This is a genomic window from Streptomyces sp. MspMP-M5 (assembly GCF_000373585.1).
Lineage (GTDB): Bacteria > Actinomycetota > Actinomycetes > Streptomycetales > Streptomycetaceae > Streptomyces.
Window position 1 is genome coordinate 239,371 of the sequence record NZ_KB891853.1, and the last position, 21,866, is coordinate 261,236.

The 21,866-nt window shown below is 73.3% G+C and carries 22 protein-coding genes; 12 read left to right on the forward strand and 10 right to left on the reverse strand.

The window, feature by feature from the left end; genetic code table 11:
• Positions 1 to 122: 122 nt before the first annotated feature.
• The 4 genes from B073_RS0101070 to B073_RS0101085 all read left to right on the forward strand — a co-directional run bounded on the left by B073_RS0101070 (position 123) and on the right by B073_RS0101085 (position 2,052).
• The gene (locus B073_RS0101070) at positions 123 to 347 is read left to right on the forward strand and encodes a hypothetical protein (RefSeq protein ID WP_018536241.1); all 225 of its coding nucleotides are present in this window, start codon (positions 123 to 125) and stop codon (positions 345 to 347) included.
• A gap of 148 nt (positions 348 to 495) precedes the next feature.
• Positions 496 to 1,137, forward strand: coding sequence for a TetR/AcrR family transcriptional regulator (locus B073_RS0101075; protein WP_018536242.1), 642 nt, complete (start codon positions 496 to 498; stop codon positions 1,135 to 1,137).
• A 140-nt stretch (positions 1,138 to 1,277) separates the two neighbouring features.
• Complete coding sequence (locus B073_RS0101080; RefSeq protein ID WP_018536243.1) at positions 1,278 to 1,505, forward strand: DUF3107 domain-containing protein; 228 nt, start codon at positions 1,278 to 1,280, stop codon at positions 1,503 to 1,505.
• A 256-nt stretch (positions 1,506 to 1,761) separates the two neighbouring features.
• Positions 1,762 to 2,052, forward strand: a complete 291-nt coding sequence (locus tag B073_RS0101085) for a hypothetical protein (protein ID WP_018536244.1) — start codon at positions 1,762 to 1,764, stop codon at positions 2,050 to 2,052.
• Positions 2,053 to 2,069: 17 nt separating this feature from the next.
• On the opposite strand, the gene B073_RS0101090 is transcribed toward B073_RS0101085, so the two are convergent.
• Positions 2,070 to 2,807, reverse strand: coding sequence for a ferritin-like fold-containing protein (locus B073_RS0101090; RefSeq protein ID WP_018536245.1), 738 nt, complete (start codon positions 2,805 to 2,807; stop codon positions 2,070 to 2,072).
• 316 nt (positions 2,808 to 3,123) lie between these two features.
• Here B073_RS0101090 and B073_RS38790 point away from each other — a divergent pair, with 316 nt between their 5' ends.
• Together B073_RS38790 and B073_RS0101100 are read left to right on the forward strand one after the other, a co-directional pair.
• Positions 3,124 to 5,523 (forward strand): DEAD/DEAH box helicase, encoded by a 2,400-nt coding sequence (locus B073_RS38790; protein WP_086023745.1) that lies wholly within the window; start codon positions 3,124 to 3,126, stop codon positions 5,521 to 5,523.
• Between the two features lie 139 nt (positions 5,524 to 5,662).
• Positions 5,663 to 6,529: an alpha/beta fold hydrolase gene (locus B073_RS0101100; RefSeq protein WP_018536246.1), complete on the forward strand. Its 867-nt coding sequence runs from the start codon at positions 5,663 to 5,665 to the stop codon at positions 6,527 to 6,529.
• A 35-nt stretch (positions 6,530 to 6,564) separates the two neighbouring features.
• On the opposite strand, the gene B073_RS0101105 is transcribed toward B073_RS0101100, so the two are convergent.
• On the reverse strand, positions 6,565 to 7,491 hold the full coding sequence (locus tag B073_RS0101105) for an NYN domain-containing protein (protein ID WP_018536247.1): 927 nt from the start codon (positions 7,489 to 7,491) through the stop codon (positions 6,565 to 6,567).
• 234 nt (positions 7,492 to 7,725) lie between these two features.
• On the opposite strand from B073_RS0101105, the gene B073_RS47020 reads away from it, so the two are divergent.
• A complete protein-coding gene (locus tag B073_RS47020; RefSeq protein WP_018536248.1) occupies positions 7,726 to 7,881 on the forward strand; it encodes a hypothetical protein in 156 nt (51 codons plus the stop codon).
• A 114-nt stretch (positions 7,882 to 7,995) separates the two neighbouring features.
• Here the strand turns inward: B073_RS47020 and B073_RS0101115 are convergent, their stop codons facing one another.
• The 4 genes from B073_RS0101115 to B073_RS0101130 form a co-directional block, all read right to left on the reverse strand.
• A complete protein-coding gene (locus tag B073_RS0101115) occupies positions 7,996 to 8,601 on the reverse strand; it encodes a MarC family protein (protein WP_018536249.1) in 606 nt (201 codons plus the stop codon).
• 186 nt (positions 8,602 to 8,787) lie between these two features.
• On the reverse strand, positions 8,788 to 9,642 hold the full coding sequence (locus B073_RS0101120) for a PHP domain-containing protein (RefSeq protein WP_018536250.1): 855 nt from the start codon (positions 9,640 to 9,642) through the stop codon (positions 8,788 to 8,790).
• A 181-nt stretch (positions 9,643 to 9,823) separates the two neighbouring features.
• Entirely contained in the window at positions 9,824 to 10,462 is a 639-nt protein-coding gene (locus B073_RS0101125) for a DUF6758 family protein (protein WP_026246926.1), read from the reverse strand.
• A gap of 451 nt (positions 10,463 to 10,913) precedes the next feature.
• On the reverse strand, positions 10,914 to 11,498 hold the full coding sequence (locus tag B073_RS0101130; protein WP_018536252.1) for a suppressor of fused domain protein: 585 nt from the start codon (positions 11,496 to 11,498) through the stop codon (positions 10,914 to 10,916).
• Between the two features lie 507 nt (positions 11,499 to 12,005).
• Between B073_RS0101130 and B073_RS0101135 the strand changes: the two genes are divergently transcribed.
• Together B073_RS0101135 and B073_RS0101140 are read left to right on the forward strand one after the other, a co-directional pair.
• A complete protein-coding gene (locus tag B073_RS0101135) occupies positions 12,006 to 13,130 on the forward strand; it encodes a magnesium and cobalt transport protein CorA (RefSeq protein WP_018536253.1) in 1,125 nt (374 codons plus the stop codon).
• Between the two features lie 179 nt (positions 13,131 to 13,309).
• Positions 13,310 to 13,852, forward strand: coding sequence for a hypothetical protein (locus B073_RS0101140; RefSeq protein WP_018536254.1), 543 nt, complete (start codon positions 13,310 to 13,312; stop codon positions 13,850 to 13,852).
• A gap of 29 nt (positions 13,853 to 13,881) precedes the next feature.
• On the opposite strand, the gene B073_RS0101145 is transcribed toward B073_RS0101140, so the two are convergent.
• Entirely contained in the window at positions 13,882 to 14,685 is an 804-nt protein-coding gene (locus tag B073_RS0101145; RefSeq protein WP_018536255.1) for a hypothetical protein, read from the reverse strand.
• 216 nt (positions 14,686 to 14,901) lie between these two features.
• Here B073_RS0101145 and B073_RS0101150 point away from each other — a divergent pair, with 216 nt between their 5' ends.
• The 3 genes from B073_RS0101150 to B073_RS0101160 all read left to right on the forward strand — a co-directional run bounded on the left by B073_RS0101150 (position 14,902) and on the right by B073_RS0101160 (position 18,022).
• Positions 14,902 to 16,209: a magnesium transporter MgtE N-terminal domain-containing protein gene (locus B073_RS0101150; RefSeq protein ID WP_018536256.1), complete on the forward strand. Its 1,308-nt coding sequence runs from the start codon at positions 14,902 to 14,904 to the stop codon at positions 16,207 to 16,209.
• The gene (locus B073_RS0101155; protein WP_018536257.1) at positions 16,199 to 16,813 is read left to right on the forward strand and encodes a DUF1003 domain-containing protein; all 615 of its coding nucleotides are present in this window, start codon (positions 16,199 to 16,201) and stop codon (positions 16,811 to 16,813) included. Before B073_RS0101150 ends, B073_RS0101155 begins: the two co-directional genes overlap by 11 nt.
• 75 nt (positions 16,814 to 16,888) lie before the next feature.
• Entirely contained in the window at positions 16,889 to 18,022 is a 1,134-nt protein-coding gene (locus B073_RS0101160) for an Mrp/NBP35 family ATP-binding protein (protein WP_026246927.1), read from the forward strand.
• Between the two features lie 141 nt (positions 18,023 to 18,163).
• Here the strand turns inward: B073_RS0101160 and B073_RS0101165 are convergent, their stop codons facing one another.
• The 3 genes from B073_RS0101165 to B073_RS0101175 all read right to left on the reverse strand — a co-directional run bounded on the left by B073_RS0101165 (position 18,164) and on the right by B073_RS0101175 (position 21,802).
• Positions 18,164 to 18,811, reverse strand: a complete 648-nt coding sequence (locus tag B073_RS0101165) for a hypothetical protein (RefSeq protein WP_026246928.1) — start codon at positions 18,809 to 18,811, stop codon at positions 18,164 to 18,166.
• 117 nt (positions 18,812 to 18,928) lie between these two features.
• On the reverse strand, positions 18,929 to 19,405 hold the full coding sequence (locus B073_RS0101170; protein ID WP_018536260.1) for a sec-independent translocase: 477 nt from the start codon (positions 19,403 to 19,405) through the stop codon (positions 18,929 to 18,931).
• A gap of 117 nt (positions 19,406 to 19,522) precedes the next feature.
• Positions 19,523 to 21,802, reverse strand: coding sequence for a S1C family serine protease (locus tag B073_RS0101175; RefSeq protein WP_018536261.1), 2,280 nt, complete (start codon positions 21,800 to 21,802; stop codon positions 19,523 to 19,525).
• Between the last annotated feature and the right edge of the window lie 64 nt (positions 21,803 to 21,866).

The window sequence follows — 21,866 nt, forward strand, 5'->3', positions numbered from 1 at the left end:
ATTGTGTGTTCGCGGTCACACACCGCATCGCGCTGCCGCAACCGCTCTCCTAGGCTCGTAGCTAGGGCGGCCCGCCCTACGGCGCGGCTTCGGCCCGCCGAGCACCGGAACAGGGAGCCATCATGCGCGTCGACCCGACAGACCCGGACACTTTCGAGGACGCGACCGAGGCCCCGGCCGCCGATCCGTTCGACGTGGAGGCACCGGAGGCGGACGCCGCCGAGCAGCACACCGATCTCGCGCCGCAGCGCGACGAGAAGGTGACCGGCGGCGACTACTCGGCGAACGAGGCGGACCGCGCCGAACAGGCCCGGGTCGTCGAGCTCAACGAAGACGAATACCGATGACCTGGGACGTTATGTCGGCTTCGGCGAGAGGTGCGGGGCGGAATTTCTCGCCGCCGACCGCACACAGCCCCGTTACCCAAAAGTACGATGACGGCTGCGGCGCACCATCTTGTACGGCGCGCGAACGGAACGATCACTGGGAGGCAGCGTGAGCGCCATCGAGCAGACCGAGGCGGCGCGCCCGCGGGGCACTCGCCTGCCACGCCGAGCCCGGCGCAACCAGCTTCTGGGCGCGGCCCAGGAGGTCTTCGTCGCCCAGGGCTACCACGCGGCCGCGATGGACGACATCGCCGAGCGGGCGGGCGTCAGCAAGCCGGTGCTCTACCAGCACTTCCCCGGCAAGCTGGAGCTCTACCTCGCCCTCCTCGACCAGCACTGCGAGGCGCTGCTGCAGTCAGTACGCACGGCGCTGGAGTCGACCACCGACAACAAGCAGCGGGTCGCGGCCACCATGGACGCCTACTTCGCCTACGTGGAGGACCCGGGCGGCGCCTTCCGGCTGGTCTTCGAGTCGGACCTGACCAACGAGCCGGCCGTCCGCGAGCGGGTGGACAAGGTGTCGCTGGAGTGCGCCGAGGCGATCAGCGCGGTGATCGCCGAGGACACCGGGCTGTCGCGGGACGAGTCGATGCTGCTGGCCGTGGGCCTGGGCGGGGTCTCCCAGGTGGTGGCGCGCTACTGGCTGTCCTCGGAGAGCGAGGTGCCGCGGGACACCGCGGTGCAGCTGCTGACCTCGCTCGCCTGGAAGGGCATCGCGGGATTCCCGCTGCACGGCAGCGACACACACTGAGCGTGTTCGCTGCTGGCGTGGTCCGTGACGTCCTGTCCGTCCCCGCACCGGGCTAATGTGTGCGGAGTACCGCGCGCCTGGCCGCGCACCCTCCCCCAGCCGACGCTGGGGGCACCCGGATCATCGGAGGGACAGAAGCCGTGGAGGTCAAGATCGGCGTGCAGCACACGCCCCGCGAGATCGTTCTGGAGAGCGGGCAGTCCGCCGAGGAGGTCGAGCGCGCGGTGAGCGAGGCGCTGACCGGCAAGGCGGAGCTGCTGAGCCTCGAGGACGAGCACGGCCGCAAGGTCCTCGTCGCGGCGGACCGGCTGGCCTACGTGGAGATCGGCGAGCCGAGCATCCGCCGGGTCGGCTTCGGCGCGCCCTGAGCGGCGGCCCGCCGGCGCACCGGCGCCGGCACTGAGATCGCAACAGGGCGGCGGCCCGGGGATTCTTCCCCCGGGCCGCCGCCCTGTTGCGTCGCTGCCGCCCGGAGACCGCATTCCCTTGCCCCGCGGCCGGACGAGGGCGCACGCTGACCGGACAAGCGGGCCCCGCCGGAGGGTTGCTGCCGGGGGCCCTTGGGTACGACCGCCTACGACCGATTTGTTTGTTTGATCGGCCTCGTCAGCGGGAGGGAACAGCATGATCTGGGAAGCGCTCGGCGCCGTGATCGTCGGATTCGCCATCGCCCTGTCCGCGCGGCGCTGGCTGCCCGAGCGATTCCCCTCCCACACCCTCACGCTGGCCACGGGCCCGGTCGCGGCGCTGCTCGGCGCGCTGCTGACCCGCTCGATCCTGGGTCCCGGTCATCCGGTGCAGGTGACGGTCGCCGCGTTCGCCGTGGGCTCCGCGCTGCTGTCGGTGCTGGCCCGCCCGCCGCGCCGCCGCGTCCGCCGCCCGGCCGCCCCTTTGAAGGGCCACCGGACGGCCTGACGGCGCACGGTCCGGCGTCAGGCCGCCAGGCCCAGCGCCGCCATCCGCTTGGTGTGCGCCTCGGTGATCCGGGAGAACATCCGGCCGACCTCGGCCAGGTCGAAGCCGTCGGCCACCCCGCCGACCAGCATCGTGGAGAGCGCGTCGCGGTCCGCGACCACCCGCTGGGCCTGCGAGAGCGCCTCGCCCATCAGCCGGCGGGCCCACAGCGCCAGCCGTCCGCCGACCCGCGGCTCGGCCTCGATGGCCGCCCGGACCTTCTCCACCGCGAAGGTGGCGTGGCCGGTGTCGTCCAGCACCGCGAGCACCAGGTCGCGGGTGTCGGAGTCCAGCCGGGCCGCGACCTCGCGGTAGAAGTCACTGGCGATCGAGTCGCCGACGTACGCCTTGACCAGGCCCTCCAGCCAGTCCGACGGCGCGGTCTGGCGGTGGAATTCGTCCAGCGCCGCGGCGAACGGCTCCATCGCCTCGTTGGGCTCCGCCTCGATCTCGGCGAGCCGGTCCCGCAGCCGCTCGAAGTGGTGGAATTCGGCCGAGGCCATTTTGGCCAGTTCTGCCTTGTCGTCCATGGTGGGGGCGAGCTTGGCGTCCTCCGCCAGCCGCTCGAAGGCGGACAGCTCGCCGTACGCGAGGGCGCCGAGCAGATCGATCACGGCGGCCCGGTACTGCGGGTCGGCGGATGCCCGGTCCCAGTCCTGGGCGGCGATTCCGGTGTGTTCCTGGGCGTCGGCAGCGGCGTTGTCAGGCGTCTCCATGACCGGCACAATAGCCCGCCCGAGGGGCCGCGGAAGGCCCTGGTCAGCCACGGCCCAGTCACCCGTCGGTGTGATCGCCGGGAGCGGTGCGGCGCGCCGTGATGAATTCCTCAGTCATACACGCCTTCGGATTCGCGGGCGACATCCGGGGTACAGTGCTAAAGGACCCGCCGAGTATCGGTGGGTCGTTCCACGAAAGCGGATGCCCGGTCGGTGGCCCGATCGGCTCCAACCGACCGCCCTCCCCGCGGCGCGTACGCGACGTGCGCACAGCAGGAGGCACACCGCTCGCGGCAGGAGTGCCTGAGCGACGGCAGTGGTCCCGCGCCGACCGGCCCCGACGGGCCGGCGCCGTACGAACCCGTACGACGGTGCGGTACGACCCCCTCCGCCGCCTCCCGCCGCGTCTCACAGAAGAGGCAAGACTCTGTCTACGACGTTCCGCGAACTCGGGATCTTCCCCGAGACCGCCGAGGCCCTGGAAGCCGTCGGTATCGTCCACCCCTTTCCCATCCAGGAGCTGACGCTCCCCGTCGCCCTCTCCGGCAACGACGTCATCGGCCAGGCCAAGACCGGCACCGGCAAGACGCTCGGCTTCGGCCTGCCGCTGCTGGAGCGGGTCACCGTCCCCGCCGACGTCGAGGCCGGCCGGGCCACGCCCGAGCAGCTGACCGAGGCACCGCAGGCCCTCGTGGTCGTGCCCACCCGCGAGCTGTGCCAGCAGGTCACCAACGACCTGCTGACCGCCGGCAAGGTGCGCAACGTCCGGGTCCTGGCGATCTACGGCGGCCGGGCCTACGAGCCGCAGGTCGAGGCGCTGAAGAAGGGCGTCGACGTGGTCGTCGGCACGCCCGGCCGGCTGCTCGACCTCGCGGGCCAGAAGAAGCTCAGCCTGTCCCAGGTGCGCACCCTCGTCCTGGACGAGGCCGACGAGATGCTCGACCTGGGCTTCCTGCCCGACGTCGAGAAGATCATCCAGCTGCTGCCGGCCAAGCGCCAGACCATGCTGTTCTCGGCGACCATGCCCGGCCAGGTCATCTCGCTGGCCCGCCGCTACATGTCGCAGCCGACGCACATCCGGGCCACCGCCCCGGACGACGAGGGCGCGACGGTCGCCAACATCACCCAGCACGTCTACCGCGCGCACTCCATGGACAAGCCGGAGATGGTGTCCCGCATCCTCCAGGCGGAGGGCCGCGCGCTGGCGATGGTGTTCTGCCGGACCAAGCGGACCGCCGCCGACATCTCCGACCAGCTCACCCGGCGCGGCTTCGCGGCCGGCGCGGTCCACGGCGACCTCGGCCAGGGCGCCCGCGAGCAGGCGCTGCGCGCCTTCCGCAACGGCAAGGTCGACGTCCTGGTCTGCACCGACGTCGCCGCCCGCGGTATCGACGTCGAGGGTGTCACCCACGTCGTCAACTACCAGTCGCCCGAGGACGAGAAGACCTATCTGCACCGCATCGGCCGCACCGGCCGGGCGGGCGCCAAGGGCACCGCGGTCACCCTCGTCGACTGGGACGACATCCCGCGCTGGAAGCTGATCAACAAGGCGCTGGACCTGCCGTTCGACGAGCCGGAGGAGACCTACTCCACCTCGCCGCACTTCTACGAACAGCTCCACATCCCCGAGGGCACCAAGGGCGTGCTGCCGCGCGCCGAGCGGACCCGCGCGGGGCTGGCCGCCGAAGAGGTCGAGGACCTGGGCGAGACCGGTGGCCGCGGGCGCGGCCGGCGGTCGGGCGGGCCCGAGCAGGAGTCCCGGGAGGAGCCCCGGCGGACCCGGACGCCGCGCCAGCGGCGCCGGACGCGCGGCGGGGCCCCGGTGGACGAGCAGGCCGGCGCGGGCGCGCCGGAGGCGGCGGTGGACGCGGCCGAGGGGACCGACGCCGCCGTTGCGCCGCGGACGCCCCGGCGCCGGCGCCGCACCCGCGGCGCGGTGGCGGCGACCGCCACCGAGGCCGTGGTGGCCGAGGCCCGCGAGGCCGCGGCCGAGGCGGTCGCCGAGGCCGCCACGGTGCCGGCCCCTGCGGCCGGCCCGGACGCCGAGGCCACCGAGGCCCTGGCCAAGCCCCGCCGGCGCCGCACCCGTAGTGCCGCCAAGGCCGCGGTGGACGCCGTGGAGGGCGTGGCGGCGGACGTGACCGAGGCGGCGCCCGCGGCGGAGGCCGCCGTGGCGACGGCCGAGGGCACCGAGGCCCCGGCCAAGCCCAAGCGCACCCGCAAGCGGACCGCTGCCAAGACCGCGGCGCCCGCCACCGAGGCCGCCGAGGTCGCCGACGTCGCAGCGGCGAGCACCGCCGTCGCGGACGCCGAGGCGCCGGCCAAGCCGAAGCGCACCCGGACCCGTAAGGTGGCCGCCGCCAAGCCCGCGGCCGACACCCCGGCCGAGCCCGCGGCGGAGGCCGCGGTGGCGACCGCCGAGGGCACGGACGCCGCCCCGGCGAAGCCCAAGCGGACCCGTAAGACGGCGGCGGCCAAGACCACGGCCGCCAAGACCACGGCCGCCAAGGTCGCCAAGGCCACTGAGGCCGAGGCCGCCGACGGGGCGGCCGAGGCCCCCGCCAAGCCGAAGCGGACGCGGAAGACGGCCGCCGCCAAGGCCGCCGAGGCCGCCCCCGCCGAGGCGGCGGACGGCGCGGAGGCCGCCGCGGAGAAGCCCAAGCGCACCCGCAAGCGCACCGTCGCCAAGAAGGCGGAGGCGCCGACCGAGAGCTGAACCGGCCATCCGGTCCGGCCCCGACGGCAGTTGACGACCCGGCCCCGCCTCGTGCGGGCGCCGGGTCGCCGGCGTTCCGGGCCCCGCACGCCCCGGCGCCCCGGACGCGCGCCCCCGACGGTCCCGATAGCCTCGCCCCATGAGCAGGCCGCCCACCCTCACCCTCCCGCCGTGCGCCCGTGCGTACCGGCTCGACACCGAGCGCGGCGCGTTCGCCGTGCACGACGCCCGGCCCGACGGCGCCCCGATCGGCACCGCCCTCCTCGTCCCCGGCTTCACCGGCAGCAAGGAGGACTTCATCGCCCTGCTGGCACCGCTCGCCGCGGCCGGGTTCCGGGCGGTCGCGGTGGACGGCCGCGGACAGCACGAGACCCCCGGGCCGCGCGACCAACAGGCTTACGCACAGCAGGAGTTGGCGCGCGACGTACTGGCCCAGGCGCGGGCCCTGGCGGAACCCGGCGGCGGCCCGCTGCATCTGCTGGGGCACTCCCTCGGCGGCCTGATCGCCCGGGCCGCGGTGCTGCGCGATCCGGCGCCGTTCCGTTCGCTGACCGCGCTCAGTTCCGGGCCGGCCGCCCTCGACCCGCCGCAGCAGACCCGGGTGCGGATGCTGATCGACGCGCTCGGCACGATGAGCATGGCGCGGGTGTGGGAGGCGATGCGGGCACTGGATCCCCCGGAGGCGGCGGACGACACGTTGCCCCCGGAGATCGCCGGGTTCCTGCGGCGGCGCTGGCTGAACACCGTCCCCGAGCAGCTGATCGCCACCGGCGGGCAGATGCTGGCGGAGCCCGACCGGGTCGCCGAGCTGGCACGTACCGGCCTGCCGGTCCACGTCGTCTCCGGATCGGTCGACTACGCCTGGCCGCTGCCGCTGATGGACGCGATGGCCCACCGGCTGTCGGCCCGGCGCACGGTCATCGAAGGCGCCGAGCACTCCCCCAACGCCGAGCGCCCGCACAAGACCGCCGAGGCACTGGCCGGTTTCTGGAGCGACGTCGGCTGAGGCACTTCCGGCGGAGCTCCGCGGCGAGCCGTCGGTCAGAAGCGCCCCTGGACGTGGTCCCAGAACCCGTCGCGCAGCACCCGCCGCAGATCGGAGTGGCCGCGCAGCGAGTGCCGCAGCAGCGCCTCCGCGGCGGTGAGCAGCTCCTGGTCGACGCTGCCGGGCAGATACGGGTGGCCGGGCAGCAGCTCGGCCACCCAGGCCGGGCCGCGCTCCGACAGCCACTGGGCGGCGACCCGCGCCCCCACGAACCGGACCTCCTCGCGGGTCGGCACCGGCCCCTCGCCGGCGCCGGGCTCGGCCCCCTCGCCGGCCGTCCGCCGGGTCACGTACGGCTTGCAGAAGTCCAGGTCGAAGGTGCGCGCGCTGTCCACCTCCCACATCAGCGGTTCGGCCTGGTTGCGGCCGGCGGGGGCCTCGATGCCCCACAGGTGGACCCGGGCGCCGTAGCCCTGGGCCGCCTCCACCGCGGAGACCAGGTCCTCGTCGCCGCCGATCAGGACGGCGTCGGTGATCGCCCGGTGCCGGGCCAGCGACTCCAGGTCGGTGCGGATCAGCGAGTCGACGCCCTTCTGCTGGTTGTGGGCGTTGAGGTTGCCGAGCCGGACCTTGACGTCGGGGAGTTCGGCGATCCGCTGCTGCTCCTGGGTGTGGATCCGGCGGCGGGCGCCGTCGTACCAGTAGACCCGCAGCAGCCGGCTGTCCGGGAAGATCGTCCGCGCCTTGTCGATGAACGCCTCGATGAGGGCCTCGGCGTCCAGCTCGAACGCCCTGCGGTCCTCCGTACCGGCGACCAGCCGCCCGGCGGCGGCGTACACGTATCCGGCGTCGGCGAAGACGGCATGGGTCGAGGGGGTGGTGGCCACCTCCGCCAGGACCCGGGTGAGCAACTCGTTGGTGCGCTCGATGCCGGCGGCGAGCGCCGTGAGGTCGGTGGTGCCCGGGGGCGGGAGGTCGTTCATTGCGGGGTCCATTGTCCCGGCGGGCGCACGGCGGGCACAAGCAGAAGGGCTTCTCTCACCGGTCTCGCACCGGTCTCGCACCGGCATTGCTTAGGCCATGCAAAATTTTCTTTAGCGTAGGGAATCATTTCAGCTGTAGGCTCGTTGTCCCCTAAGGAACGTCCGGCAACGAAGCCGGGCGGAACCTGTCAAAGAAGTTCTCCACAGGAGGATCAGACGAAGGGAGAAGCCTTTATGCGCTTCGAGATCATGCGCCTGGACGATGCCGACGGCACCGCCGTGGACAGCACCGTCGTGGACGCCGCCTCCGTCAACCAGATCGTGCAGCAGGCCGCCGCCATAGGGCAGCGGATCTACATCCGCCCGGCGGACGCCGCTGCCGTCAGCTGATAGCGACACCACCGACCGCGCCCGGACGACGACGTGACGAAGACGACGTAGCACGACGCGCGAACGCCCCCGTACAGACCGACCGTACGGGGGCGTTGTCGTGCCGGGAGCCGCTCAGGTCCCCTGGATCACCTGCGTCACACCGTTGATGATCTGCTGCACGGCGAGCGCGGAGAGCATCATCCCGGCCAGCCGGGTCACCAGCACCACCCCGCCGTCCTTGATCACGCGGATGATCACCAGCGAGAACCGCATCACCAGATAGAGCACCACGTGGATCGCCGCGATCGCCGCCCAGACCGCGATCTGGGACGCGGCGTCGCGCGCGTGCTGCACGGCGAGGATCACCGAGACGATGGCGCCGGGCCCGGCCAGCAGCGGCATGCCGAGCGGCACCAGTGCCACGTTCACGTCCTTGGTCTGGGTGGGCTCCTCGGACTTGCCGGTCAGCAGGTCCAGCGCCACCAGCAGGAGCAGCAGCCCGCCGGCGATCATCAGCGCGGGCGTGGAGATGTGCAGCCGCCCGAGGATCTGCTTGCCGAAGAGGCCGAAGACCGCGATCACGCAGAACGCGACGGTGGCCGCCTGCCACGCCATGCGGCGCTGCACCTTGGCCGTTCGGCCGGAGGTCAGGGCGAGGAAGATCGGGGTGATGCCCGGGGGGTCCATGATCACAAAAAGCGTGACAAAGAGGGTACTGAAGACGGCGACGTCGAACACGGTGCTGGCCTTGCGGTGGTACGGACGAACGGAGGGGGAAAGACGCACGGGACCGGACGCGGCACGGCCGACGGCCGGCCCGTGGGAGGAGAAGGGAAGAAGGGAGAAGCAGGGGCGAGAGGGCCGTGCCGGGGCGCGCCCCGCTCACCGGAGTGCGCGGTACGGCGGGCGGCCGGTGCCGCGGGCTCAGCCGCCCGCGCCGGGGACGGGGAAGGCGCCGGTGGCCCGGCGGGTGATCTCCCCGTAGATCTCGGGGTCGGTGGTGCAGTCACCGAGGAGACAGGTCTTGCGGCTGCCGTGGTAGTCGCTGGAGCCGGTGGTCAGCAGCCCGAGGTCGGCGGCGAGACTGCGCAGCCGGGCGCGGGTCACGGCGTCGTGGTCCATGTGGTCGACCTCGATGCCGTCCAGGCCGGCCGCGGCCAGCTCGGCGATCGCGCTCTCCGGGACGCAGGTGCCGCGCTTGACGGCGAGCGGGTGGGCGAAGACCGCGACCCCGCCGGCCGCCTTCACCAGCCGGATCGCGTCGAACGGGTCGAGCTCGTGCTTCTCCACGTAGGCCCGGCCGTCGTTGGCCAGCCACTCGGCGGTGAAGGCGTCGGAGACCGAGCCGATCACGCCCAGCTCGACCATGGCGGTGGCGAGGTGCGGCCGTCCCACGGCGCCGTCGCCGGCGATCCGCGCCACCTGCTCCCAGGTGATCGGGACACCCAGCTCGCGCAGCTTGCCGACCATCGCGCGGGCGCGCGGCACCCGGTCGTCCCGGACCAGCTCCCGCTCGCGGGCGAGTTCCGGCTCGTCGGGGTCGAAGAGGTAGGCGAGCAGGTGCAGGCTGACACCGTCGAGCCGGCAGGACAGCTCGGCGCCGGTGACCAGCGTCAGCCCCGCGGGCAGCGCGGCCCGCGCCTCGGCGTGGCCGGCGACGGTGTCGTGGTCGGTCAGCGCGACGACGTCCAGCCCGGCGGCCGCGGCGTTACGGACCAGCTCGGCGGGGGTGTCCGTGCCGTCGGAAGCCGTGGAGTGGGTGTGCAGATCGATACGCACGGCACGGGCTCCAGACTGCTGCGGGACGGACACGGCGGCGGCCCCGGCGGGGCGGCACCGCACCGCGGGGCACCGTAAGGACTACAGGGCACTTCCACGGACTACAGGAAGGATACCGGGCGCCCGAACATGCGCCCGCCCGCCGACCCCCGGCCCGGCAACCGCGGCCGCGCCGCCCGCCTCAGCTCAGGATCCTCGGCGAGAGCGCCCCGCAGGGCAGCAGATCCACCTCGGCCCCGGCCTCCCGCAGGTCGGTCAGCACCAGCTCGTCGTACATCAGCAGCCCGGACTGCTCGGGCCAGGCGATCGCCCACAGCCACAGCCCGCGGGCCTCACCGGCGAAGACCGCACGGTCGGCGGGGGCGCCATGTACCTGCCACATCGGGGTCGGGCGGCCGGCGGCCAACACCTTGGCGTTGGGCGGCCTGTCGACGCAGAGGTGCGAGCCCGGGTCCGGGCCGTCGATACCGGCGTAGCGGGCGCCGAGCCCGACGCCCAGTTCCTCGGCGATCAGCAGCAGCTCACCGGGGCCGCCGAGGGGGCCGGGGCCGGAGCAGGCGACGGCGGTCGCCCGGCCGCCGCTGCGGTCGTCACCGGCGCAGGCCACACCGGTGAACAGCCAGCCGACCGGCAGCGGCCAGGGCATCCAGACCGGCACCTGCGCGCGGTGGACGACGACGCCCAGCGCCTCGACGCTCGGCGGGACGACCGGCTGGAGCGGGTGCACGGTGCCGTGAGCGGCGCACTGCCAGGTATCGGAAAAGAGACCGGGCGCCCGCACCCGGCCTCCGCACTTTGGGCAACTGGGTTCGCCCCTCATAAGGACCAACGGTCCTCCGTGGCCGCCGTCCCGTCAAGGACGATCACTCGACCGGTGTGCCCCTAATCACGTACCTGGCCGCACACTTGGCTGATTCCCGGCACCGCGCCGGTCATCCCCGAAAAACTAGTTGAAACCCGCACCCATCAGGACCTCTGACTTTTTACGTGCGAACGTCAACGATTCCGGCCACTCTTCACGCCGCACTCCTGATCACGGCCGTCGCGATGCCGGTTCCCCCGGTGGCCGGCGCCGGCCGCAACTGCGCCGCGGAGCCGGAGCCCCGGCACGCAGCCGAGGGCGGAATCTCGGCCTTCACCAACTCCCCAGCAGTGCAGGGGATTTGCAAGGGGTCTGCAAAAGGTCCGTAAGGGATCTGCGAGGAAGCAGACTGACGCTCCGTCCGCTCTTTCGCCGAGCGGGGCTTACGGGCCGTGCCGCCGCCGTCCGGTCAGTCCAGTGCCACGCCCGCGCGCACCGGATCGCGCAGATCGGTGCCCCGCTCCAGCCAGCGCGCCTGGAGCGCCTCGGCACCGTGCACCCGCTTCCAGGCGGCCTCGTTCGGCGTCATCGGCAGCAGCGGCAGGAACCGCACCGGGTCCGCAGGCTCGTCCAGCTCCAGATCCTCGACGAGGCCGCCGGACGCGCCCACCAGGACCGAGGTGAACGGCGCCCCCGGCCACAGCGGTTCGCCCACGTCCAGCGACGCCCCGGGGGCCACGATCACGCCCTCGACCTGCGGGGACGCGGCGAGGACGGCGAGCGGGCGGAGCACCTTGTCGGTCTCCGCGCGGCCGGCCCGTACGGAGAGCAGCAGTTCGGCCCGCGGGCCGCGGAGCGGGTCGGCGACCACCGCGGTGGGGTCGGCCATGGGCTGGGCCGACATCCCGAGGGTGGCGTAGCGGAGCACCTCACCGTCGACGAAGCGCAGCACCTCGATGCGGTCGGTGCCGAGGAAGGTGACGGCGGCTCGTGCGTCCGGCTCGCCCAGCGCCGTGCGCAACCGGGCCTCGACCAGCTCAAGAACGTCAGACATGGGCCGAGCATAGGTGTCGCTTCCGGGCCCCGCCGCCGCGCCCCGGAGCACGGGCGGGCGGCGCCCCGGCGTGCGGTTCGTATCGAACGTGCAAAGGGGAGCCCTGGCGCTTCCGGTGGCTGATAGCCTTGCCGTCTGGTCAGGGAATGACGAACGTCCCCCAACGGGGACCGGCCGGAGGAGGTGGGGCTGCGGTGGATCCGAGTCGACCGTGCAGTACCGATAGTTCTCCCGTCATCCCGTTCGCCCCGCGAACCTTCTGAATCCGAGAGCTTCCGTACCCAGCCGCACCGCGGCGAAACTCGTGAAGTTCTCCTGCTCCGGACGCAGATGACGGAAGAGCGCCTTCGACTCTTCTTTCCGTGATGTCAGCGAACTGCCGTCAGTAGCCCCCGCACCGAGCGCCGCCCGCTTTGCGGACGTACTGCCTTCTCTCGTCTCGTACGTCCTCGTTCCGGGCCGCGTTGCGCCCGCGTGCCACTGACGGCCGGCCCGAAGGAGCCTGCCATGTCGATGATCCGCGATCTGCGTGCCGCCGTCCGTCCCGCCCGGCGTCGCGACGACTCTCCCTACCGCACCGACGCCGGCCCGGCCTGCGCCAACAGCGCCGTCGTGGACTGCGGCGTCTACCGCGACGGCCGGCGGGTGCCCGCGCACCTCTCCCCGGCCGAGGCGATCGCCGGTGTCCGGGACGAGGGCGGTTTCGTCTGGATCGGACTGCACGAGCCCAACGAGGCCGAATTCGCCGGTATCGCCCAGGAGTTCGGGCTGCATCCGCTGGCCGTGGAGGACGCCGTCCACGCCCATCAGCGTCCCAAGCTGGAGCGGTACGACGACACCCTGTTCACCGTCTTCAAGACCGTGCACTACGTGGAGCACGCCGAACTGACCTCGACCAGCGAGGTGGTCGAGACCGGCGAGGTGATGTGCTTCACGGGCCCGAACTTCATCGTGACCGTCCGGCACGGCGGCCAGGGCTCGTTGCGCGCCCTGCGGCACCGCCTCCAGGAGGACCAGGAGCGGCTGGCCAAGGGCCCGTCCGCGGTGCTGCACGCCATCGCCGACCAGGTCGTCGACGGCTACATGGCGGTGGCCGGCGCGGTCCAGGACGACATCGACGAGGTGGAGATCGACGTCTTCAGCTCGGGCACCAACGGCAAGGGCACCGGCGCCAAGGAGACCGCGAAGGGCGGCGACGCCGGGCGGATCTACCAACTCAAGCGCGAGGTACTGGAGTTCAAGCGCGCGGTCTCCCCGCTGCTGCGGCCGATGCAGCTGCTGAGCGAGCGCCCGATGCGGCTGGTGGACAGCGACATCCAGAAGTACTTCCGGGACGTCGCCGACCACCTGGCGCGGGTCAACGAGCAGGTGCTGTCCTTCGACGACCTGCTGAACTCCATCCTCCAGGCCAACCTCGCGCAGGCCGCCGTCGCGCAGAACGAGGACATGCGCAAGATCACCGCCTGGGCTGCGATCTTCGCCGTCCCGACGATGATCGCCGGCATCTACGGCATGAACTTCACGTACATGCCGGAGCTGCACTGGAAGTACGGCTACCCGGCGATGATGCTGGTCACGGTCACCATCTGCCTCGGAATCCACCGCGGCTTCAAGAGGAACGGCTGGCTTTAGGGGCGGCCGGCGGTCTCTTCGGCCGGGGTCCGGGGGTTGCCCCCGGAGGACACAGCAAGAGGAACGGTTGGCTGTAGGGGCGTCTGCAGGGACCGGCTCCAGGGGCGCGCCCCGGTGGCGGGTGTCTCACCGTGCGGGCGCGCCGGGCGGCCCTGGCCGGGCCGATTAGGCTGAGGTCCATGACGGAGGAGACCGTGTCGCAGGGCCTGCTGGATCGGGCGCTCATCGAAGAGGCCACGAAGAAGTCCGGCCTGATCTGGGTGCGGGGCACGGCCGGCCCGGCCCGGGCGCTGTGGCACGTCTGGCACGACGGGGCGGCCTGCCTGGTCGGCGGGGGCGCGGGCGAGCAGCCGCTGGCCGCGCTGGGCCTCGTCGACGGCGGCAACGCGACGGTCACCGTGCGCAGCAAGGACAAGGGCGGCCGGCTCGTCGCCTGGCCGGCCGAGGTCCGCGAACTCCCGCCCGGCGGCGAGGAGTGGCAGGCCGCCGTCGAGGAGCTGAAGGGCAAGCGGCTCAACGCCCCGGACGCGGACACCCTCACCGAGCGCTGGGCCCGGGAGTGCCGGGTGCTGCGGCTGACGCCGGCCGGCGGGGCGGAGCAGCGCCCCGGCCGGATGCCGGACGGTTCGCACGCCGCGCCGCCACTGCCCTCGCCGGCGCTCACCCGCCGGCCGGTGCCGGCCGCACTGCCCAAGCTGCTGCGCCGCGGCCGCAAGGGCTGACGCGCCCGGCGCGGCCCGGCCCGCGCCGGTCAGCCGCTGCTGCTGCCGCTCCCATTGCCGCGGCCACCGCCACCGCGCGCGATCTTCTTGCCGTAGTCGACGACCTGCCCCTGGTCGGGGGCCTTGAGGTCCACGCTCTTGCCCCAGTCGGCGAGCGTCACCTCCCCCGTGCCGCCCCCGCGCTGCAGCCGCAGCGGATACGGGGTGCCCTCCAGGGAGACGTCGAGGGTGCCGCCGGAGCCGGAGCCGGCGGTGACCTGGACGGTGCGGACCCCGCCGACCGTCCCGTGGTCGCCGGTCGTCAGCTCGCCGTGCAGGCCGAGCAGTCCGGCGAGCAGGGTGTCCTTGTCGGTGAAGCCGCTGAAGCGCTGGTAGACGGGGTCGGCGGCGGGCACCTTGACGTACTTGCCGCCGAGTTTGGCGGCGCTGCCGGAGCCGGCGACGCCCTTCTCCCCGGCCCAGAAGGCCGCGTCCGCCTTCAGATAGAGCGCGCCGCCGATCCGCAGCAGCTGGAACGAGGCGGCCTTGGTGGTCAGCTGGCCCCGGGCGCCGTCCTTGGCCAGCCGCATGTCGAGCGCGTAGGTGCCGCCCTGGCTGACGAGCTTCCCGGCGAGCCGGACGGTGTCGGCCCCCGAGGCGGCGGCTCGCGCCTTGGCCGCGATCTGCTGGGCGGGCAGTTTGCCGACGCCGTTGGTGCCGGCGTCCGGGTCCTCCGCGCAGCCCGCCACGGTCGCGGCCAGAGCCGCGCACACCGCCGCCACCAGCCCCGTCCGCCCCGTACGGCGGGTTCCGGCCGGGGGACGGCGGGTGGTGTCCGGGGGGATGGCGCTCACGTCGGCTCTGCCTCCTGATGCGGGTGATCTCGACAGCTCACGGCAGCGTACCCGGGGTGCCGGGGGCCGGAGAGCGGATGCCGGGCGGCCACCATACGGCCGCTTCCGCCGGGCCGCGGCCCACCCCGACGGGTTAGCCTGAACCCGAATCAATACGGTGTTTCCCGGTCAATAGTTGAGCAATCAGGACGGAAAGGGAGAAGGGCGGCGCTCTCCATGGCGGTGGTCACTCCCCGGATCTTCGTCTCCCACCTCTCCGGCATCGCCGTGTTCGACCCCAACGGCGACCAGGTCGGGCGGCTGCGCGACCTGGTCGTGCTGCTCCGGGTCGGCGACCGCCCGCCGCGCCTGCTGGGGCTGGTCGTCGAGGTGATCAGCCGGCGCCGGATCTTCGTCCCGATGACCCGGGTGACCGGCGTGGAGTCCGGCCAGATCGTCACCACCGGCGTGGTCAACATGCGCCGCTTCGAGCAGCGGGCGTCGGAGACGCTGGTCTTCGGCGAGCTGCTGGACCGGCGGGTGCGGCTGGTCGAGACGGGCGAGGAGGTCACCGTGCTCGACGTCGGCATCACCCAGCTGCCGGCCCGCCGCGACTGGGAGATCGACAAGGTCTTCGTCCGGCGGGGGAAGGGCGGGCCGCTGCGCCGCAAGGGAGAGACGCTGACCGTGGAGTGGTCGGCGGTGACCGGCTTCTCCCTGGAGGAGCACGGGCAGGGCGCGGAGAACCTGCTCGCCACCTTCGAGCAGCTGCGTCCGGCGGATCTGGCCGGTGTGCTGCACCACCTCTCCCCCAAGCGCCGCGCCGAGGTCGCCGCCGCGCTCGACGACGACCGGCTGGCCGACGTCATGGAGGAGCTGCCGGAGGACGACCAGGTCGAGATCATCGGCAAGCTGAAGGACGAGCGGGCCGCCGACGTCCTGGAGGCGATGGACCCGGACGACGCCGCCGACCTGCTCTCCGAGCTGCCGGAGGAGGAGAAGGAGCGGCTGCTGACCCTGATGCGCCCCGAGGAGGCGGCGGACGTCCGCCGGCTGATGTCCTACGAGGAGCGCACTGCGGGCGGCCTGATGACCACCGAGCCGATCGTGCTGCGCCCGGACGCCACCGTCGCGGACGCGCTGGCCCGCGTGCGCGACCCCGACCTCTCCCCCGCGCTCGCCGCCCAGGTGTACGTCTGCCGGCCGCCGGACGAGACGCCGACCGGCAAGTACCTGGGCCTGGTGCACTTCCAACGGCTGCTGCGGGACCCGCCGTTCACCCTCGTCAGCTTCATCGTGGACACCGACCTGCCGGCCCTGCGGCCGGACACCCCGCTGCCCGAGGTGACCGGCTACCTGGCCGCGTACAACATGGTCGCGGCGCCGGTGGTGGACGAGAGCGGGGCGCTACTGGGCGCGGTCACCGTGGACGACGTGCTCGACCACCTGCTGCCGGACGACTGGCGGGAGGCCGGGCTGCACGGCCGCACCGACGACGCCACCGGAACCGGCGGGCCGGACGGGAAGACCGCCGATGGGCGCTGAGGACCGGGAGAACGCCAGGGAGCGGCGCCTGCACGGCGCCTCGGCGGTGCGCCGGGGCGGCGCCGGCGAGCGGCACCGGGGGCCGGAGTCGCGGCCGCGGGTGCGGGTGCGGCTGGACCAGCCGAGGGTGCCGCGCCGGACGTTCTTCCCGGAGTACGACCCGGAGGCGTTCGGGCGGCTGTCGGAGAAGATCGCCCGCTTCCTGGGGACCGGCCGCTTCATCGTCTGGATGACGGTCACCATCATCCTGTGGATCGGCTGGAACGTCGCCGTCCCCGGCAATCTGCGGTTCGACAACTACCCCTTCATCTTCCTGACCCTGGCGCTGTCGCTGCAGGCGTCGTACGCGGCTCCGCTGATCCTGCTGGCGCAGAACCGCCAGGACGACCGCGACCGGATCACCCACGAGCAGGACCGCAAGCAGAACGAGCGCTCCATCGCCGACACCGAGTATCTGACCCGGGAGATCGCGGCGTTGCGGATGGGGCTGGGCGAGGTCGCCACCCGCGACTGGATGCGCTCCGAACTCGAAGATCTGCTGCGGGAACTGGAGCAGCGGACGCCCGACGGCGAGCGCCCGGAGCGTGACGAACGCGACCGCTGAGGACCTTTCCGGAGGCCGCCTCATGCGCCGTACCATCGGGACATGGCAACAGACACGCCCCACCCCGACGGCTCCGTGCCGAGCGAGGACGCGATCCGCGAAGCGCTCGCGACGGTCAACGACCCCGAGATCCACCGCCCCATCACCGAACTGGGGATGGTCAAATCGGTGGAGATCGCCGCGGACGGCTCGGTGGCGGTCGTGGTCTACCTCACGGTCTCCGGCTGCCCGATGCGCGAGACGATCATCAGCAACGTCCGCGAGGCCGTGGAGCGGGTGCCCGGGGTGACCGGCGCCTCGGTCGAGCTGGACGTGATGAGCGACGAGCAGCGCCGCGAGCTGGCGGCGTCGCTGCGCGGCGGCACCGCCGAGCGCGAGGTGCCGTTCGCCAAGCCCGGCTCGCTGACCCGGGTCTACGCCGTGGCCTCCGGCAAGGGCGGCGTCGGCAAGTCCTCGGTGACGGTCAACCTCGCCGCCGCGATGGCCGCCGACGGCCTCAAGGTCGGCGTGGTGGACGCCGACATCTACGGCCACTCGGTGCCGCGGATGCTCGGCGCGGACGGCCGGCCCACCCAGGTCGAGAACATGATCATGCCCCCGTCGGCGAACGGCGTGAAGGTCATCTCGATCGGCATGTTCACGCCGGGCAACGCCCCGGTGGTCTGGCGCGGCCCGATGCTGCACCGCGCCCTGCAGCAGTTCCTCGCCGACGTCTACTGGGGCGACCTCGACGTCCTGCTGCTGGACCTGCCCCCGGGCACCGGCGACATCGCCATCTCGGTGGCCCAGTTGGTGCCGAACGCCGAGATCCTGGTGGTCACCACCCCGCAGCAGGCCGCCGCCGAGGTCGCCGAGCGGGCCGGTTCGATCGCCGTGCAGACCCACCAGAAGATCGTCGGCGTGGTCGAGAACATGTCCGGGCTGCCCTGCCCGCACTGCGACGAGATGGTCGACGTCTTCGGCACCGGCGGCGGCGAGCGGGTCGCCGAGGGCCTGACGCGGACCACCGGCACCCAGGTCCCGGTGCTCGGCGCCATCCCGATCGACGTCCGGCTGCGCGAGGGCGGCGACGAGGGCAAGCCGGTGGTGCTGACCGACCCGGAGTCCCCCGCCGGTGCCGCGATCCGCGCCATCGCGGGCAAGCTGGGCGGCCGTCAGCGTGGCCTCTCGGGCATGTCGCTGGGGATCACCCCGCGCAACAAGTTCTGAGTCGCCCGCGGGCCGGCAGCCGGCCCCGTTCGGCATCGGGAAGGGCGGATCCGCTGGGGTCCGCCCTTTCGCGTGCGTCGTGCGCGCCGCACTACAGGGCGCACGAAATCGCGCACGCGCCCCCCATCTCGCGTCGGGCGCTCAACCCCCGTAGACGCTCAGGTCCTTGATCACCGAGAAGCCCAGGCCGTACGCGCTCATCCCCCGCCCGTAGGCACCCAGGTGCACCGCCTCCGGTCCCTCCTGGCCCGGCGATCCCGCGAGCACCCAGCCGTACTCGGACTCCCGGTAGCAGAACGGCGTCGGCACCCCGTCCACCGGGAGCATCAGCTCGCTCCAGGTCTCCTCGCCGAGGTCGTCGGCCAGCTCCCAGGCGATCGTGGTCTGCTGGTCCAGCCAGTCCTGGCGCAGCGTCCGGTCCATCTGGGTCGGCCAGGTGTGGGAGAGGAGACCGGAGCCGGCGAGCCAGGCCGCCGTCGAGATCGAGGTGGCCTCCAGGACGCCGGTGCCGTCCGCGCTGCGCCGCACGGGCCGGCTGGCGACCGTCACCACCACCGCGAAACGCTCGTCCTCCGGGCTCTCCACCTTTATCGTGGGCTCGACGCCGTGGCCGGTCGCGCCGTGCTCGACGGTGCCGTCCGCGGCCGAGCCGACCTGCATCAGCCAGCGTGGTCCGGTGAACGCCTCGTCGAGGCCGTACCACGGGAATGCGGCCAGCAGATAGCCGTCGACCTTCCGGCCGGTATCGGCGGACACCTCACGGGTGACTGTCCGACTCGTCGTCTCCATCTGCGCGGAGCCTCCTCGTTGCCCTGCGTCGTGGGCGGCCCGCCCCCCTCAGGCGACCTCACCCCGGACACCGGGAGCATAGCCAGTGAGGTCAACACAGCCGGGCATACGAAATACTCAGGTCGCGTCGGCGTCGAACGGCGGCGGCTCGCGCCGGGACGGGTCGGTGCTCTTGGTGAGCAGGTCCGGCCGGCCGGCCGACGCGGCGGGGGTTTCCTTGGAGAGGCTCAGGGGGCCGCCGGCGGACGCGGGGCGGGATGCGGTCTCCCGTACCGCCTCGGTGACCTCGGCCATCTCCTTCTTCAGATCGAAGCCCTCGCGGATCTCGGCGAGCTCCCGCAGGCCGTACTCGTCCTTCTCCAGGACGTGCTTGCGGACGAAGTTCCGCGGCTTGAGGTCCTCGAACTCGAAGTCCTTGAACTCCGGACCGAGCTCGTTGCGGATGTCCTCCTTGGCGCTGTCGGAGAACGCCCGGACCTTGCGGATGAACCCCGTCACGTCCTGGATGACCTTGGGCAGCTTGTCCGGCCCGAAGATGAGGACCGCGAGGACCACGAGAGCAACCAGTTCCAGGGGTCCTATGTCGAAGAACACCGTGCAGCTCCTTGGGGTATCCGCGGCCTTCGGGGGCCTTTGGGCCAAGGCCGCCTCTCACGGTACCTGGCCCCGGGCGCCGGGCGGGAGTCGCCCGTACCAACACCGTACAAACGATCAGCTCCCGGCCGAGGAACCCAGTGTCAACCGGACGGACCGCTCCGCGCCGCCCCGCTGGACCGTCAGCGTGAGTGTGTCACCCGGCCGGTGGCTGCGGACCTTGATGATCAGCTCCTCGCCGCTGTGCACCGGCGCTCCGTCCACCTGGGTGATCACATCGCCCGGCCGGATGCCCGCCCTGGCCCCCGGGCCGCCGGGCGTGACCGGCGGCGCACCGGCCTTGGCGTCCCCGCCGACCTTGGCGCCGTCGCCGTCGTACTCCATCTCCAGCGTGACGCCGATGACCGGGTGGGTGGCCCGGCCGGTGTTGATCAGCTCCTCGGCCACCCGCTTCGCCTGGTTGATCGGTATGGCGAAGCCCAGCCCGATCGAGCCGCCCTGGCCGCCGCCGTCGAGCCCGCCGGTGCCACTGTCGGCCGCCCGGATCGCGCTGTTGATCCCGATCACCCGGGCCTTGGCGTCCACCAACGGACCGCCCGAATTGCCCGGGTTGATGGGTGCGTCGGTCTGCAGCGCGTCGACATACGAGACATCACCGCCGTCGGCCTTCTTGCCGCCCGCGGTGATCGGCCGCTGCTTGGCGCTGATGATCCCGGACGTGACGGTGTTGGCGAGGTCGTAGGGCGCGCCGATCGCCACCACCGGGTCGCCGACCTGCGCCGCGTCCGAATCGCCGAGGGTGAGCGGGTGCAGCCCGCTGACGCCCTCGACCTGCACCACCGCGAGGTCGTAGCCGCCGTCCTTCCCGACGACCTTGGCCCGCGCGCTCTGCCCGCCGCTGAACGTCACCGATATCTCGCCGCCGGTGCCGGCCGGTTCGACGACGTGGTTGTTGGTGAGGATGTGCCCCTGCCGGTCGAGCACGAAGCCGGTGCCGGTGCCCTGCTCGGCGTTGCCGCGGACGTGCAGGGTCACCACGCCGGGCAGCGCCGCCCGGGCGATCCCGGCGACGCTCTGCGGGCTGCGGCTGCCCCCGTCGCCGACGGCCTGCGGCAGCTTGATGTCGTCGATGCCGCCGTACCGCTCGATGTATGCGCCGGCCACCCCGCCGGCACCGCCCGCGAGCAGCGCGAACGCGAGGGCACCGGCCACCAGGGCCAGGCGCCGGCCGCGCCGCCGGGGCGGGCGCGCGGCGGCCGGGCCGGCGGGCCGGGGTGCGCTCCAGGGGTCGTACTGCTGCCATGCGCCGGGCACGGTGGGGGGCGGCGGGGCGAAGGCGGCGCGCGTGACGGGGCCCTCGGCGGCGCGCGCCGCTTCGAGAGCCGGGGGGACGGCGCCCGCACCGGGAGCCGCCGGGGGCGCGGGGCGGGGGCCGCCGTCGCCGGGGTGCGGGACGAAGCCGCCCGTCGGCCGGTCCGGCGCAGGGGGGCTCGCCGGTGCATGGAGGTCCCCCCGCTCGAACGGAGTGGAGAGTGGGGGAGGATTCGAGAGCGGGGAGAACGGCGCCTGCACCGGGGGAGCCGGGGCCCACGGCCCGGGACCGCCGTACGGGGGCGTGCCGTACGGGTCCTCGGGGTGCAGCGGCTGCTGCCGGGGCGTCGCGCCGCCGGGCGGGGCGGGCGGCACGGCGTCGGCCGGTGCGGCAGGGGGCGCGGTGTCGGCCGCGGCGGGGGCGCCGGGCGCCGGCACTTGCCCCAGCGTCATGGTCGCGGCGGCGGAGCGCTTGGCGAGGGTCGGGGTGGCGTCGGCGGGGACGGTGCCGGTGGAGGCGGACGCGGACGGTGCGGCCTCGGTGGGGGCGGTCTCGGTGGGGTGGGTGTCGGTGGCCTGTGGGGCGGGCGCCGGGGTGGCGTGGGGAGCTGGCGGGGTGTCAGCGACGGGGGGCGCAGAAGCCTCGGATATCTCGGCCGAGGCGTCGGCCAACTCGCGGTCAGCGCAGCCCACTTGGGTGGCGCCGTCCGCTCGCGCGTCATCGTCGCGTCCGCTGTCGTCGGTGTGCTCGCTGCGCGCGCCGTGCCCACCGTCTTCGGCGTTCCCGGCACTCCCCGCATCCCCGACGTCCCGCGTACGCCGGGCGTCGTCGACGTGGCCGGCCTCCCGGGCGACACGGGGATCCCGGGTCTCCGCGGCCAGCCGGGCCGCGCCGGCCGCGGGCTCCGACGCCGCGTCGGGCGCCGGCTGCGGCGGGCGGACGACCCAGTCGCCCGACGTCTCCGCCCCGGGGGCGGCGGGCTCCGGGGCCGAGGCCGCCGCCCGAGCGGGCTGCCCGGGCGCCGGAGCCTGCTCCGGACGGCTCCACCACTTCAGCTTGGGCCCGGCGGCCTTCGCGTCGTCCATGTTCTCCCCAACAATTCGCCCGCGGCCCTGCGCGGGCCACCGCCACCTGGGGCCTGTCCGGCGA